This is a genomic window from Caballeronia sp. NK8, from assembly GCF_018408855.1.
Lineage (GTDB): Bacteria > Pseudomonadota > Gammaproteobacteria > Burkholderiales > Burkholderiaceae > Caballeronia.
In genome coordinates, this window is record NZ_AP024322.1 from 25,683 (window position 1) to 41,254 (window position 15,572).

Annotated in this window: 14 protein-coding genes and 1 tRNA gene; 13 read left to right on the forward strand and 2 right to left on the reverse strand. The window is 64.5% G+C overall.

Annotation, left to right across the window (positions count from 1 at the left end; all coding sequences use genetic code 11):
* Window position 1 precedes the first annotated feature (1 nt).
* The 13 genes from fmt to NK8_RS00175 all read left to right on the forward strand — a co-directional run bounded on the left by fmt (window position 2) and on the right by NK8_RS00175 (window position 12,049).
* Window positions 2-976, forward strand: coding sequence for a methionyl-tRNA formyltransferase (gene fmt, locus NK8_RS00115; protein ID WP_213226778.1), 975 nt, complete (start codon window positions 2-4; stop codon window positions 974-976).
* A gap of 70 nt (window positions 977-1,046) precedes the next feature.
* Entirely contained in the window at window positions 1,047-1,694 is a 648-nt protein-coding gene (locus NK8_RS00120) for a LysE family translocator (protein WP_213226779.1), read from the forward strand.
* A gap of 132 nt (window positions 1,695-1,826) precedes the next feature.
* A complete protein-coding gene (htpX, locus tag NK8_RS00125; RefSeq protein ID WP_162064614.1) occupies window positions 1,827-2,681 on the forward strand; it encodes a zinc metalloprotease HtpX in 855 nt (284 codons plus the stop codon).
* 153 nt (window positions 2,682-2,834) lie between these two features.
* The gene (rsmB, locus tag NK8_RS00130) at window positions 2,835-4,223 is read left to right on the forward strand and encodes a 16S rRNA (cytosine(967)-C(5))-methyltransferase RsmB (protein ID WP_213226780.1); all 1,389 of its coding nucleotides are present in this window, start codon (window positions 2,835-2,837) and stop codon (window positions 4,221-4,223) included.
* Window positions 4,220-4,816, forward strand: coding sequence for a DUF4390 domain-containing protein (locus NK8_RS00135; RefSeq protein WP_162064616.1), 597 nt, complete (start codon window positions 4,220-4,222; stop codon window positions 4,814-4,816). Before rsmB ends, NK8_RS00135 begins: the two co-directional genes overlap by 4 nt.
* A 22-nt stretch (window positions 4,817-4,838) precedes the next feature.
* Window positions 4,839-7,265, forward strand: coding sequence for a PAS domain-containing sensor histidine kinase (locus tag NK8_RS00140; RefSeq protein WP_301549862.1), 2,427 nt, complete (start codon window positions 4,839-4,841; stop codon window positions 7,263-7,265).
* On the forward strand, window positions 7,266-7,979 hold the full coding sequence (gene esaR, locus NK8_RS00145) for a response regulator transcription factor EsaR (protein WP_213226782.1): 714 nt from the start codon (window positions 7,266-7,268) through the stop codon (window positions 7,977-7,979).
* Between the two features lie 85 nt (window positions 7,980-8,064).
* Window positions 8,065-8,140, forward strand: a tRNA-Phe gene (locus NK8_RS00150).
* A 416-nt stretch (window positions 8,141-8,556) separates the two neighbouring features.
* Complete coding sequence (gene queC, locus NK8_RS00155; RefSeq protein ID WP_162064619.1) at window positions 8,557-9,291, forward strand: 7-cyano-7-deazaguanine synthase QueC; 735 nt, start codon at window positions 8,557-8,559, stop codon at window positions 9,289-9,291.
* A 37-nt stretch (window positions 9,292-9,328) separates the two neighbouring features.
* Complete coding sequence (gene queE, locus NK8_RS00160) at window positions 9,329-9,961, forward strand: 7-carboxy-7-deazaguanine synthase (RefSeq protein WP_162064620.1); 633 nt, start codon at window positions 9,329-9,331, stop codon at window positions 9,959-9,961.
* 20 nt (window positions 9,962-9,981) lie between these two features.
* Complete coding sequence (gene queD / locus NK8_RS00165; protein WP_162064621.1) at window positions 9,982-10,428, forward strand: 6-carboxytetrahydropterin synthase QueD; 447 nt, start codon at window positions 9,982-9,984, stop codon at window positions 10,426-10,428.
* A gap of 161 nt (window positions 10,429-10,589) precedes the next feature.
* Window positions 10,590-11,372 (forward strand): HpcH/HpaI aldolase/citrate lyase family protein, encoded by a 783-nt coding sequence (locus NK8_RS00170; protein ID WP_061174234.1) that lies wholly within the window; start codon window positions 10,590-10,592, stop codon window positions 11,370-11,372.
* Window positions 11,369-12,049 carry a tetratricopeptide repeat protein gene (locus NK8_RS00175; RefSeq protein ID WP_162064622.1) on the forward strand — a complete coding sequence of 227 codons (681 nt, stop codon included), beginning with the start codon at window positions 11,369-11,371 and terminating at the stop codon, window positions 12,047-12,049. The genes NK8_RS00170 and NK8_RS00175 overlap by 4 nt, the downstream gene beginning before the upstream one ends.
* Before the next feature lie 66 nt (window positions 12,050-12,115).
* Here the strand turns inward: NK8_RS00175 and rodA are convergent, their stop codons facing one another.
* The gene (gene rodA / locus NK8_RS00180; RefSeq protein ID WP_213228417.1) at window positions 12,116-13,264 is read right to left on the reverse strand and encodes a rod shape-determining protein RodA; all 1,149 of its coding nucleotides are present in this window, start codon (window positions 13,262-13,264) and stop codon (window positions 12,116-12,118) included.
* A gap of 24 nt (window positions 13,265-13,288) precedes the next feature.
* Window positions 13,289-15,562 (reverse strand): penicillin-binding protein 2, encoded by a 2,274-nt coding sequence (gene mrdA, locus NK8_RS00185; RefSeq protein ID WP_162064623.1) that lies wholly within the window; start codon window positions 15,560-15,562, stop codon window positions 13,289-13,291.
* Window positions 15,563-15,572 lie beyond the last annotated feature (10 nt).

Here is a 15,572-nt window from a genome sequence, read left to right on the forward strand (position 1 = left end):
GATGACTCAACCGTTGCGCGTGGTTTTCGCCGGGACGCCGGAATTCGCTGCCGCCGCGCTCGCGGCCATCCATGCAGCCGGATTTTCGGTGCCGCTCGTGCTGACGCAGCCCGACCGTCCCGCCGGGCGCGGCATGAAACTCACGGCGAGTCCGGTCAAGCGCTTCGCGGTCGAAAAGGGGCTCAAGGTTGCGCAGCCCACTTCGCTGCGGCGCGCGGGCAAGTATCCGCAGGAAGCGGCGGAAGCCATCGACCTGTTGCGCGCGACGCCTCACGACGTGATGGTCGTCGCGGCCTACGGGCTGATCCTGCCGCAGGAAGTGCTCGATATCCCGCCGCGCGGCGCCATCAACATCCACGCGTCGCTGTTGCCGCGCTGGCGTGGCGCCGCGCCGATCCATCGCGCGATCGAAGCGGGCGACGCAGAAACCGGCATTACGCTGATGCAGATGGACGCCGGTCTCGACACCGGCGCGATGATCCGCGAAGCGCGCACGCCGATTCTTCCCGACGACACCACCGCCACGCTGCATGACCGCCTCGCGCAAATGGGCGCCGAGTTGATCGTCGCGGGTTTGCGCGATCTCGAGCGCGACGGCGCGCTGCCGTCCACACCGCAGCCGGAAGACGGCACGACTTACGCCGAAAAAATCGCTAAAAACGAGGCCGCGCTCGACTGGCGGCGTCCGGCTGAAGAACTCGCGCGCCAGATTCGCGCGTTCGATCCGTTTCCCGGCGCGTCCGGCACGCTGGACAACGCCGCGATCAAGATATGGTCCGCGCAGCCAGTCGATGCTTCGTCGGGCGCTGAGCCCGGCACGATCATCGAAGTTTTGTCGGACGGCATCGTCGTGGTCTGTGGCGGCGGCGCGCTGAGACTCACGCAACTGCAAAAGCCCGGCGGCAAGCGTCTGCCCGTGCGCGAATTTCTCGCGGGTGCGCCGCTCGCGAAGGGCCAGCGATTCGCGCTTCAGTAGAGGACGGCGGAACAGGCGCGGCGCTAGAATAAATAGTTGTCAACACGCGCTCGTCAGTCTGGAGTTTCCGATGCTCGGCATTACCGGTTTCACCTTCTTCCTCATCGCCGTCTTCCTGCTCAACGTCACGCCCGGCCCCGACACTGCGTACATCGTCGGGCGCAGTGTCGCGCAGGGGCGCGGCGCGGGTATCGTGTCGGCGCTCGGCATTTCCGCGGGCTGCATCGTTCATACGCTCGCGTGCGCGTTCGGTCTGACGGCGATTCTCGCGGCATCGGCGACGGCGTTCACCGTCGTGAAGATCGCCGGCGCGATTTATCTGATTTATCTCGGCGTGCGCCTCATTTTCGCGAAACACGACGACGCCGAAGCCGCGCATCCGTCGCAGGCGAACGAAAAAGCCGCGGCCAAATCGCTGCGCCAGCTTTTCACGCAAGGCTTCGTCACGAACGTGCTGAACCCGAAGGTCGTGCTGTTCTTCGTGTCGTTCTTCCCGCAGTTCGTCGCCGCCGACAGCCAGCACAAGACGCTCGCGTTTCTCACGCTCGGCATCGTGTTCATCGCGATGAGCACGGTCTGGAACAGTTTCGTCGCGTGGATCGCGGGGAGCGTCACCGAGCGCTTCGCGGGCAGATCGGGCGTGAAGAAATGGCTGGATCGCGGCGTCGGCGGCGCGTTCGTGGGCCTTGGCATCAAGCTCGCGACGTCCCATCGATAAATCGCGCGACCGCGGATTGAATTATTGCCGGGTGCCCCTATCTAACATTTTGCTTACAATTGTCGTCCCGGTCATGTCGGCCGGGGCAACCGCGCACTTCGCGCAGCGTATCTAGGGAGAGGAGCTCCGGACATGTTCAACTGGGTCAAAACCGCGATGCTGATGGCTGCGATCACGGCCCTCTTTGTCGTGATCGGCGGAATGATCGGCGGGTCGAAGGGCATGATGCTCGCGCTGATCGTCGCGCTCGGCATGAATTTCTTTTCGTACTGGTTCTCGGACAAGCTGGTCCTGCGCATGTACAACGCGCAGGAAGTCGACGAAACCACCGCACCGCAGTTCTATCGCATGGTGCGCGAGCTTGCCACGCGGGCTCAGTTGCCGATGCCGCGCGTCTATCTGATCAACGAAGACGCGCCGAACGCGTTCGCCACGGGCCGCAATCCGGAGCACGCGGCGGTCGCGGCGACCACGGGCATTCTGCGCGTGCTGTCCGAGCGCGAAATGCGCGGCGTGATGGCGCACGAGCTGGCGCACGTGAAGCATCGCGACATCCTGATCTCGACGATCTCCGCGACGATGGCCGGCGCGATCTCCGCGCTCGCGAACTTCGCGATGTTCTTCGGCGGGCGCGATGACGAAGGCCGTCCGTCGAATCCGATCGCGAGCATTCTGGTGGCGATTCTCGCGCCGATCGCGGGCGCGTTGATCCAGATGGCGATTTCCCGCGCGCGCGAATTCGAAGCCGACCGTGGCGGCGCGGAGATTTCTGGCGATCCGCAAGCGCTCGCGATCGCGCTCGAGAAAATCCACGCCTACGCCACCGGCGTGCCGTTCCCGACGGCGGAAGCGCATCCGGCCACCGCGCAGATGATGATCATGAATCCGCTCTCGGGCGGCGGCATCGCGAATCTGTTCTCGACGCACCCGGCGACGGAAGAACGCGTCGCGCGTCTGATGGAGATGGCGCGCACGGGCCGCTTCTGACGCTTCCGATGTCATGACGAAGGCCGTTCCGGTTGCGCCGGAACGGCCTTTTTCGCTTCCGGCGGCGGCCCGCCCGGGCGCGCGATCCCCTCAAGTTACAATCCCCGTTCACGCAAGCCGCGCGCTTGGCCGTCTCACCGTTTCCGTTTCTTCATGACTGACAAGCCTTCCCGCCGGCACACCGCCGCCCATTCCCGCCTGAGCGCGCTGAAACTCGCGCCCGACTCGCTCGCGTTCGCGCTCGATTGCGCGGCGCAAGCCGTGGGTGCCGTGCGCGCGGGTTCGGCGCTGCCGGCCGCGCTGCAGACGGTCAGCGCGTCGGCAAAACACGCGGTGGCGCGCGGCGCGGTGCAGGACATCGCGTATCGGGCGATGCGCCGCCTCGCGCTCGCCGATGCGCTGCTGCACAAGCTCGTGAAGAAAGCGCCGCCGCCGCATGTCGCGAACGTGCTCGTCTGCGCGTTCACGCTGTTGACGGACGACGAAGCGCACGCGGCCTACGCGCCCTTTACCGTGGTCGATCAGGCCGTGGGCGCGATCGCCGCGCGACGCGAGGTCTCGTTCGCGAAGGGCCTGGTGAACGCCGTGCTGCGCAACTTCCTGCGCGAACGCGACGCGCTCATCGACGAAGCGCGCACGAATCCCGTCGCGCGCTGGAATTATCCGCAATGGTGGATCGACGCGGTGAGGCGCGGCCAGCCCGATGCGTGGGAGCGCATCCTCGAAGCGGGCAACGCGCAGGGGCCGCTCACGCTGCGCGTGAATGCGCGGCACGCCAGCGTCGATGAATATCTCGCGCGCCTCACCGACGCGCATATCGATGCCGAAGCCGTGGGCCTGCACGCCGTGCGTCTGAAAACGCCGATGTCCGTCGATCGCATTCCGGGCTTCGACGAAGGCGTCGTGTCGGTGCAGGACGCGGGCGCGCAATGCGCGGCGCAACTGCTCGACCTGAAGGACGGCATGCGCGTGCTCGACGCGTGCGCCGCGCCGGGCGGCAAGACGGGACATATTCTCGAACTCGCGAACGTCGAACTGATCGCGCTCGAAAGCGATGCCGAGCGCGCGGGCCGCATCGAACAGAATCTGAAACGCCTGAAACTCGACGCGCAGATCACGGTGGGCGACGCGGGCGATCCCGCGCAATGGTCCGACGGCGCGCCGTTCGATCGCATTCTCGCCGACGTGCCTTGCTCGGCGTCGGGCATCGTGCGGCGGCATCCGGATATTCGCTGGTTGCGCCGCGCGTCGGACATCGAAGCGCTGGTCGCGGAGCAGCGGCGCATCGTGAGCGCGTTGTGGCCGCTCGTCGCGAAGGGCGGCGAACTGCTTTACGTGACGTGTTCCATCTTTCCCGAGGAGGGCGAAGAACAGGCTCGCTGGTTTGGAGCCGCGCATGAAGATGCGGTACGATTGGACGCGCCGGGGCAATTGTTACCGACAGCGGCGCGCGCGAGCGCGGGCGCGGTGCAAGGCTCACCGGCCGGTACAAATATCGCGGACCACGACGGATTCTTCTACGCGCGCTTTCAGAAACGGTGACGATCAAACGCTTTTTCCCGCTTCGGCTCGCGGCTGTCATCTGGACTGCGCTGGCGCTCTGGCTGACGTTCGCCGTGGCCGATCCCGCGTTTGCCGAGACGATCGCCGTGCAGCGTGCGTCGCTGCAGGCGGACAATGCCGGCTGGAGCCTCGACGCGCACTTCGACTTCGACCTCAACAACAGCCTCGAAGAAGCCGTGAACCGCAGCGTGCCGCTCTATTTCACGATCGACTTCGCGCTGTCGCGGCCACGCTGGTACTGGTTCGATGAAGAACCGGTCAATGTGTCGCAGAGCATCCGCCTTTCCTATCAGCCGCTCACGAACGAATATCGCGTATCGACGGGCGGCCTGCAGTTGCGTTTCGCGTCGCTGAATGAAGCGCTCGCGGTCATCAAGCATGTGACCTCGTGGCATGTCATCGATCGAAACCAGGTGCATGGCGGCGAAACCTATACCGCATCGGTGCGTATGCAACTCGACATCGCACTGATGCCCAAGCCGTTCCAGATCGACGCGGTGAACAATCGCGACTGGAACCTGTCCTCGGACTGGAAGCGTTTTACTTTTACGGCGGCAGAACGTGCGAAATAGATTTCGACGCGGCCGCACGGACATGAAGAGTTTCGTCGTCCGGCTGCTGGTCTCCACGGTTGCGCTCACGGCGGTGCTGCTGCTCGTGATGCTCGCGCTCGCGAGCGCGAACACCGAATTTTTCGACCGCTACTACGGCTGGCTGTATGCGGCGAACGTCGCGGTGGCGATCGTCTTCATGCTGATCGTCGTCAGCCTGTTCATCATCATCGTGTCGCGGGTGAGGCAAGGGCGCTTCGGCACGCGATTGCTGGCGAAGCTCGCGTTCATCTTCGCGCTCGTCGGCGTGGTGCCGGGCGCGATCATCTATGTGGTTTCGTATCAGTTCGTGTCGCGCAGTATCGAGTCATGGTTCGACGTGAACGTCGAGACCGCGCTCACGTCGGGGCTGACGCTCGGGCGCGGCATGCTCGAAAACTCGCTCGCCGATTTCAAGAACCGCGGCCGGCAGATGAGCGATCAGCTGGCCAGCGCGGATCCGTCGAGCCTGACGCTTTCGCTGCTGCGCCTGCGCGATCAATACGGCGTGCAGGATGCGGTCGTGTTCGAGCGGCCGCGCGATCAGTACAACCGCGAGGATCTGACGTCGAGCAACGGCTCGCTGCGGGTGTCGGGACTGCGCACGGTGGCGCAGGCGTCGGGCAACTACTACGCGCTCCTGCCGGCCAACGAGCCGACCGGCACGATGCTGAAGGCGGCGCAGGATCATCCATACGGCGCGATCGAAGGCGAGATCGACGGCGATCCGAAATCGAACGGGCCGAAGGGCGCGTTGCGGCTGCGCGTGATCACCAAGATTCCCGACCCGACGACCACGACCGAATTCCAGCACGTCGATCGCTTCCTGCAGATCGAGCAGCCCGTGAGTCAGGAACTCGCACGCAATGCCGACGCCGTGCAGCGCGCCTACCGCGAGTATCAGGAGAAGCGGCTCGGGCGCACGGGCTTGCGCAAGATGTATATCGGCACGCTGACGCTCGCGCTGTTCCTCGCGACTTTCATCGCGATGATGCTCGCGCTCGCGCTGGGCAACCAGCTTGCGCGGCCCTTGTTCCTGCTCGCGCAGGGCACCAAGGAGGTGGCCGAAGGCGACTACACGCCCAAACGCGAGATCAATTCGCGCGACGAGCTGGGTTTTCTCACGCAGTCCTTCAACGCGATGACGCGACAGCTTTCCGAGGCGCGCGCGGCGGTCGAGAACAACCGTATCGCGCTGGAGCATTCGAAGGCGTATCTGGAAAGCATTCTTGCGAATCTGACGGCGGGCGTGTTCGTGTTCGACCGGCAGTTCCGCCTCACTACAGCGAATCGCGGCGCGGACCGCATCTTCCGCCAGCCGTTCGGCACGCAGCTCAATCAGCCGCTCGACCATATCGATGTTCTCGCCGAGTTCGGCGCGATGGTGAAAAAAGCGTTCGCGGAACGTGATGCGGCGGCGGTCGGCAGTGGTCATCCGATCGGCGATCGCGGTCACTGGCAGCAGCAGGTCGCGGTGACGGTGCCCGGCGAGAACGATCCACTGACGCTGCTCGTGCGCGGCACGCAGTTGCTGAACGTGACCGAAAGCGATTCCGAGGACGCCGAAACGACCGGCTATGTCGTCGTGTTCGACGACATCTCCGATGTCATTTCCGCGCAGCGTTCGGTCGCGTGGGGCGAGGTCGCGCGGCGTCTCGCGCACGAGATCAAGAACCCGCTCACGCCCATTCAGCTTTCGGCGGAGCGCCTGCAGATGAAGCTCGCGGACAAGCTCGCGCCGACCGACGCGGACGTCCTCAAGCGCGCATCCACGACCATCGTGAATCAGGTGCAGGCGATGAAGCAGATGGTCGACGATTTCCGCGAATACGCGCGCACGCCGCCGGCGGTGCTCGGCAATCTGCAACTGAACGAGCTCGTCGCCGAAGTGCTGACGTTGTACGGCATCGAGGACGGCAAGACGCCGATCAAGATCGACCTCGCGAAGCTGCCCGTGATCCGCGGCGACGCGACGCAGATCCGCCAGGTGATCCATAACCTGCTGCAGAACGCGCAGGACGCGGTGGCGGACGTCGCTGAGCCGCGCGTGCTGCTCGAAACGAGAACAGTAGAATATGGCGAGCCCGATGCAACGGGTCATGCGCGTGTCGCGGTTCGCCTGACGGTCTCGGACAACGGCTCGGGTTTTCCGGCGCGTATCCTTTCGCGTGCTTTCGAGCCTTACGTGACGACGAAAGCGAAGGGTACGGGTCTGGGACTTGCAACCGTGAAGAAGATCGTCGACGAGCACGGCGCGCGCATCGACATACGCAACCGCTCGAAGTCGGCGGATGTGATCGAGGGCGCGCAGATATCGATTCTGTTTCTCCAACTCGCGGACGATACCGCGGCGCCCGGCGCGACGCCGGGTACCGGTGCGGCCGCGAATCAGGGAACGACAAAAGCAACAGTGCAGACAAGGGCAGCGTAAATGGCAACCATCCTGGTGGTAGACGATGAAATGGGGATCCGGGAACTGCTCTCCGAGATCCTGAGCGACGAAGGCCATGTCGTGGAAGTGGCGGAAAACGCGCAGCACGCGCGGGACTATCGCTTGCAGCAGACACCCGACCTCGTTCTGCTCGACATCTGGATGCCCGATACCGACGGCGTGACCCTGCTCAAGGAGTGGGCCGCGCAGGGCAAGCTCACGATGCCGGTGATCATGATGTCGGGCCACGCGACCATCGACACGGCTGTTGAAGCGACGAAGATCGGCGCGCTCAATTTCCTCGAAAAGCCGATCGCGCTGCAGAAGCTGCTGAAGGCCGTCGAACAGGGGCTGGCGCACGGCACGGCGGCGGCGCCCGTCACGATGATGGCGAAGCCGCCGGCGAGCGTGAGCGCGTCGGGCGTGCCGGTGGCGGCCGCGTTGCCGACTGCCTCGGCGCTCAATGCATCGAACGATGCGGCGGCGAGCGGTGCGCCGCAGAATCAGGCAGGAACGACGGCGTCCATCTCGTTCGATATCCCGTTGCGCGATGCACGCGATGCGTTCGAGCGCGCGTACTTCGAGTATCACCTCGCGCGCGAGAACGGCAGCATGACTCGCGTCGCGGAAAAGACCGGGCTGGAGCGCACGCACTTGTATCGGAAGCTTAAGCAGCTTGGCGTCGATCTCGGAAAGAACAAGAACGAGGTGTGAACGCGTCCGTCTGAAGATTTGCAGAAAAATGCGCAGAGGGGCTTGAGGGCCGCAATTGTCTCTGATATAGTCTCACTTCTTCGTTGGCCCGGTAGCTCAGTTGGTAGAGCAGCGGATTGAAAATCCGCGTGTCGGTGGTTCGATTCCGCCCCAGGCCACCATAGTTTCAGGCAAAAAGCCCAGTCGAATGACTGGGCTTTTTGTTTTGTGGCGTCCGCATGCTTCGGAGCTTGCCGCTGGCAAACCGTGCGGCGTCCCGAGCTCGGCGAACAACCTTGCTCCGTGATAAAATCCGCGTCGAATTAAGGACTTGCCTCGTCCTCGGACCCGCAAGTCCTTTTCTTTTCGACGCTCCGAATCGCTCGAGCGATGCACCGGAACATGCATCCGGCGCTCGCCCATCCGTCTCGTGTTCCGCTATCAGGGGCATAAAAGGCGTGCGCGTCCGGGCGAGGGTCGCCGGCCTATACTGGACTCGCATACGTCGCGCCCGCAACGCGCATGGCAAAGTCCGGTCACTCCGACTGCCTGTGCGGCGTGCGACGCCTTCTCATTCACGGAGTACGGAGTTTTCACGGTGACTCGGATAGACGCTAAAGACAGCGCGCTCGTGCTGTTCTCCGGCGGCCAGGACTCGGCCACGTGCCTCGCCTGGGCGCTCGAACGCTACAAGACGGTCGAGACCCTCGGCTTCGATTACGGACAGCGGCATCGCGTGGAACTCGAATGCCGCGACGGCTTTCGCGCCGCGGTCGTGCGCGAGTTTCCGCAGTGGGCCGAGCGTCTGGGCGAAGATCACATGATCGATCTGTCCGTGCTCGGCGCAATCAGCGACACGGCGATGACCCGCGAGATCGAGATCCAGGCGACCGCGAGCGGCTTGCCCAACACGTTCGTGCCGGGGCGCAACCTGCTGTTCGTCACGATTGCGGCGGCAGTGGCGTATCGGCGCGGGTTGAAAGTACTGGTCGGCGGCATGTGCGAGACCGATTTCTCCGGCTATCCGGATTGCCGCGACGACACGATGAAAGCGCTGCAAGTCGCGTTGAATCTGGGCATGGAGACGCGTTACGCGGTCGAAACGCCGCTGATGTGGCTCGACAAGGCCGACACCTGGCGGCTCGCGGAAACGCTCGGCGGCGAAGCGCTCGTCGAGTTGATCCGCATCGAAACGCATACGTGCTATGTCGGCGAGCGCGCCGAGTTGCACGACTGGGGCTTCGGCTGCGGCCAATGTCCGGCCTGCAAACTGCGCAAGCGCGGTTATGAGGCGTATCGCGCGGGCGAGCAGGTCACCACCGCGCCGGTTTGATTTTCACGACGGGTTTTACGAGGCATACAGGGCAGTCATGACGTACGCGGTAAAGGAAATCTTCTACACGTTGCAGGGCGAAGGCGCCAATGCCGGGCGCCCGGCCGTGTTTTGCCGCTTCGCGGGCTGCAATCTGTGGTCGGGGCGCGAGGAAGATCGCGCGGACGCGGTCTGCCAGTTCTGCGACACGGATTTCGTCGGCACGGATGGCGAGAACGGCGGCAAGTACAGAACGCCGGCGGAACTCGTCGCGAAGATCGCATCGCTGTGGCCGGAAGGCGCGGCGCACAGGTTCGTCGTCTGTACGGGCGGCGAGCCGATGCTGCAGATCGACCAGCCGTTCGTCGATGCGCTGCACGACGCGGGCTTCGAAATGGCGATCGAGACCAACGGCTCGCTGCCGGTGCTCGAGAGCATCGACTGGATTTGCGTGAGCCCGAAGGCCGACGCGCCGCTCGTCGTGACGAAGGGCAATGAACTGAAGGTCGTGGTGCCGCAGGACAACCAGCGTCTCGCGGAATACGAGAAACTCGATTTCGAGTACTTTCTCGTGCAGCCGATGGACGGCCCGTCGCGCGACATCAACACGAAGCTGGCGATCGACTGGTGCAAGCGCCATCCGAAGTGGCGCCTGTCGATGCAGACGCACAAATACCTGAACATCCCCTGAATATAAGACGGTCAGCCGACGTGCAGACGATTACCCGAAAACTCGAATTCGATGCGGGCCACCGCATCCCCGATCACCGCAGCCAGTGCCGCAATTTGCACGGCCATCGCTACGTGCTCGAAATCACGCTGCAAGGCGACCTCGTCGACGTGGAAGGCGCGCCCGACCGCGGCATGGTGATGGACTTCGCCGACGTGAAAGCGCTCGCGATGGAGCATCTCGTCAACAAGTGGGACCACGCGTTCATCGTCTATGAAGGCGATGTCAAAGTGCGCGAATTCCTCCAGACGCTGTCGGATCACAAGACCGTCGTGCTGGATCGCATTCCGACCGTGGAGAACCTCGCGGCCGTCGCGTTCAACATTCTCGCGAACGTCTACGACGCGCACTACGGCGTCAATCTCAAGCTCAAACGCGTGCGTTTGTACGAAACGCCGAACTGCTGGGCCGACGTCGAGCGCAGCTGAGGCACGCCCGGCGCGTGCGCTTCTGGCACGGTATGATCGTCCGATGAGTCGCCCGCCACCGAGGCGACGAGACACGGAGCGCTCATGCCGTCACTTCTTCCGTCGTTGTTCCTGCCGCGACCGCGTGCGGTCATCCTTCGACCCAACGAAGGGACCGCGCGATGAGCACATTCACCAATCCCCTCAAGCAGCGCCTCTCCGAAACGGGCACCCTGTTCGGCCTGTGGCTGTCGCTCGGCAGCGCCGATGCCGCCGAAGCGCTCGCCCACGCGGGCTTCGACTGGCTGTGCATCGACATGGAGCACTCGCCGAACGATAGCGCCGATGTCGTTGCGCAGTTGCGCGCGATCGCGGCCGCGCATCTGCCGAGCGAGCCGATCGTGCGGGTGCCGGCCAACGAAGGCTGGCTCGTGAAGCGCGCACTCGATGCCGGCGCTCGCACGCTGATGTTCCCGAACGTGCAGTCGGCGGAAGAGGCGGCGCGCATCGTCCGGCTCACGCAGTATCCGACCACGGCGGCGCTGGATGGCTTGCGCGGCGTCGCCGGCGCGGTGCGCGCGGCGGCATACGGTATGCGTCGCGACTACATGGCGGGCGCGAATGCGCAGATCGCGACGATCGTGCAGATCGAATCGGTGGCGGCGCTCGAAGCCGTCGACGAAATCGCCGCGACGCCGGGCATCGACTGCCTGTTCATCGGTCCTGCGGATCTCGCGGCGAGCCTCGGCCATCTCGGCGACGGCAAGCATCCCGACGTGCAGGCGGCGATCACGAAAATCGTCGATGCGGCGAATCGCGCGGGCATCGCGAGCGGCATCTTCGCGCTCGATGCCGCGAGCGCGCGGCAGTACGCGCAGGCGGGCATCAAGCTCGTCGCGATCGGCGCGGATGTGATGTGGCTCTTGAAGGCGACGCGTCAGGCGTTGCAGGAGGCGAGATCATGAAAACCGCGATAGCGTCGGTCGTCGCAGCGGTGAGTCTGTCGATAACGGCGGGCGCGGCCCACGCCGACAACGCGCCCAAGCCGACCGATATCGCGACGCAGAATGCCGTCGCCGACTACAACGCGGGCAATCTCGTCGCGGCGCGATCGGAGTTTCGCCGGGCGGCGCAGCGCGGCAGCCGGCTCGCCGAATTCAACTACGCGATGATGCTGCTCAATGGCGAAGGCGGCGCGGCGGACGTGCCGGAAGGCAAGAAGTGGCTGCGCCGCGCCGCCGACGCCAACATGACGCACGCGCAATACGTGTACGGCAAGATGTACGACGACGGCCAGTTCGTCGAGAAAGATCCGGCGGAGGCGCATCGCTGGTTCCTGCGCGCGGCGAACCAGGGTCACGTGCAGGCCGAACTGGCGCTCGCGAACCAGTTTCTCGACGGACGCGGCACCGCGCGCGACAACGTGCAGGCGTTCGCCTGGTACAAGAAGGCGGCGGAAGGCGGCGACATGACCGCGCAATACGTCGCGGGTTCGTTTTACGAGCGCGGCGGCGATGGCGTCGAGCGCAATCTGAATGTGGCGCGCGCGTATTACGCGGCGGCGGCCGCGCAGGGCGATCCGGCGGCCAAGCTCAAATATCTGCAACTGAGCGCCGAACTCGAGCAGCAAAAGCCGCAGTAAGCGCGCCGGCAACAAAAAAGCCGCGGACGAATCCACGGCTTTTGGTTTTGACGCAAGCGACCATCGCTAACTCTGCATCAATCTCTTTTGCCGCGCGACGCTCATGATCAGCCCGGCCGCGACGCCGAGCGTCGTCAGCGCGGTGCCGCCGTAGCTCATGAACGGCAGCGGCACGCCGACCACGGGCAAAATCCCGCTCACCATGCCGATGTTGACGAACGCGTAAGTAAAGAACGCGAGCGTGAGCGATCCGGCCAGTAATCGCCCGAAGAAGGTCGCGCCGTTCGCCGCGATATACAGCCCGCGCGCGATCAGCGCCATGTAGAGGAAAAGCAGCACGAGTCCGCCCGCGAGACCGAACTCCTCGGCATAGACGGCGAAGATGAAGTCGGTGTGCTTTTCGGGGATGAATTCGAGGTGCGCCTGCGTGCCCTTCAGCCAGCCTTTGCCAAGCGTGCCGCCGGAGCCGATCGCGATCACCGCCTGAATCGTGTGGAAGCCTTTGCCGAGCGGATCGGAAGTCGGGTCGAGCAGCGTGCAGATGCGATGCTTCTGGTAGTCATGCATCATCGGCCAGACGACATCCGGCTGACAGATCTTGTCCTGGAATATCGCGATACTCGCCACCGCGATGACCGCCGCCACGAGCACCGGCAGGATCAGCCTGAAACTCAATCCGGCGAAATAAATGACGAACATACCCGCCGCGAATACGAGCACTGCGGTGCCCAGGTCAGGCTGCTTCGCGATCAGTCCCACTGGCAGCAGCAGAATCAGAAAGCCGACGATGTAATCCCACCAGCGGATATTGCTTTCGCGCTTCTGGTAGTACCACGCGAGCATCAGCGGCATCGCGATCTTCATGATTTCCGACGGCTGGATCACCACGCCGACATTGAGCCAGCGTTTCGCGCCCTTGCGCGTCAGCCCGAACGCAGCGACGGCGATCAATAACGCGACGCCGACCGTATAGAGCGGCACCGCGAAGCGCATCAGCATTTGCGGCGGGATGTTGGCGAGCACCCACATCAGGCCGAAGGTCAGCATGATGTTGCGAAGCTGGTCCTCGACGCGCCCGGGCATGTCGAGACTCGCGCTGTACAGCGTCACGATGCCGACGCACAGCAGCAGGAACACGATGAGCGCGAGCGGTTTGTCGAAGCCCGCGAACATGCGCTTGGCGCGGTCGAGCAGTTCGCGCTTGTCGAATTGCATGTGCAGTTGCATGGCGGTTTTCCTTTACTCGTCGATGCCGCCAGACGGCGCGAGAACGCGCACGCCGTCGTTTTCGTTGCCGCGCACCATGGTGGGCGTCGGCTCGGCGGGGCGCTTTTTCGGCGCGGGCGTGCGGCCCGGCGTCGACGCGGGAAGCGCGGCGGCAGGCGGCGTGGACGCGGCGCGCGGCGTCGAGGCTTTCGGGGCGGAAGCCGCAAGCGGCGGCGCGGTAACGGCCTTCGCGACATTCGGATTCGACGCGGCCTGCGGCGAAAACGCCGGCGACGAATTCGCGACCGACGCGGGCAACGCGACGGCTGCGGGCGATTGCGTGCCGCCGATCATCGGCAGGCCGGTGTCTTCCGTGGCCGATGCCGCCGCGGCAACCGCGGCAGCTTGCGCGCCCGGCTTCATGCGGTCGATCAGATAGTAGTCGAGCACCTTGCGCGCGATCGGCCCGGCGGACTCCGCGCCCCAGCCGCCGTTTTCGACGATCAACGCGAGCGCGATCTTCGGCTGCTCGGCAGGCGCGAACGCGATGAACAGCGCGTGATCGCGCAGATGCTCGGCGAGCGCGTGCCCCTTGTAGTTCGCGCCCTGCAACGAATAGACCTGCGCCGTGCCGGTCTTGCCCGCCGCCAGATACGGCGCGCCCGCAAACACCTTCGCCGCCGTACCGTTGGTGACGACGCCTTCCATCGCGCGCTTGATGAAATCCACGTCCTTCTGCTGCACGGGGATCTTGTCGCTCGGGTCGCGCACGACGGCGCGCGTCGCCTTCGAGATCGGATTTTCGATATCGCGCACGAGGTGCGGCTTCATCACGACGCCATTGTTCGCGAGCGTCGCGGTGGCGTGCGCGAGCTGCAGGATCGTGAACGAGTTATAGCCCTGACCGATGCCGAGACTGATCGTCTCGCCTTCGTACCAGCGCTGCTGCTCGGGCTTGCGGTACGCCTTGCGCTTCCATTCGGTCGACGGGAGAATGCCGCGCGCCTCGCCTGCGATATCGATGCCGGTGATCTGGCCGAAGCCCCACGGCTTCATGAAGCCGGCCATCGCGTTGACGCCGAGATCGCGCGCGAGCATGTAGAAGTACGTGTCGTTCGACACGACGATCGCGCGGTTCATGTCGACCCAGCCCTGGCCCGAGCGCACGTCGTTGCGGAACGTGTGGCCGCCGAACGTGAAGTAGCCCGGATCCTGAAAGCCCCAGCCCGGCGTGCGCTTGTGCAGTGTCAGCGCGGCGAGCGCCATGAACGGCTTGTACGTCGAGCCCGGCGGATACGTGCCGTGCAGCGGACGATTCAGGAGCGGGTGATCCGGCGAATTGTTGAGCGCGTCCCAGGTTTGCTGATCGATGCCGTCGACGAACGAATTCGGGTCGAAGCTCGGCGCGGAGACGAACGCGAGCACGTCGCCGGTGGAAGGCTCGATCGCGACGAGCGCGCCGCGCTTGCCCGCGAACGCCTGCTCCGCGACCTGCTGCAAGCCGATATCCAGCGACAACTGAAGGTTGTTGCCCGGCGTCGCCTGCGTGCGCGACATCGTCCGCACCGGACGACCGCCCGCCGTGACTTCGACTTCCTCGAAACCGGTCAGACCGTGCAACTCGGTCTCGTAGCTCTGCTCGACACCGATCTTGCCGACGTAGTCCGTGCCCTTGTAGTTATTGGCGTCGAGGCGCGGATCGTAGTGATCCGAGCTTTCGTCATTGGCGTCGCTCGCGTCGTCGATGCGCTCCTGATCGCGCTGCGAAATCCGGCCGATGTACCCGATCACATGCGCGGCGGTCGTGCCGAGCGGATACTGGCGGAACAGGCGCGCCCGCACTTCGACGCCCGGAAAGCGAAAGCGCTGCGCCGTGAACTTCGCCACTTCCTCATCGGTGAGCCGCGTGCGGATCGGCAGGCTTTCGAAATTCTTCGAATCTTCGAGCAGCTTCTTGAAACGCCGGCGGTCACGCGCGTCGATAGGAATGACCTGCGAGAGTTCGTCGATGGTTTCGTCGAGCGTGCCGTTGATCTTCGAACGCGTGATTTCGAGCGTATAGGCGGAGTAGTTCTTCGCCAGCACGACGCCGTTGCGGTCGGTGATGATGCCGCGATTCGGCACGATCGGCGCAACGGAAATGCGGTTTTCGTTCGCCTGCAGCGAGTATTTGCTGAAGTGCCAGACCTGCAGATACAGAAAGCGCAACCCGATCAGCCCGAAGCAGACGAACACGAACAGTCCCGCCGCCGCGACGCGCAGGCGGAACTTCGACAACTGTTGCTCGGTGTTCTTTATTTCGGTCATGCAGCTTTCG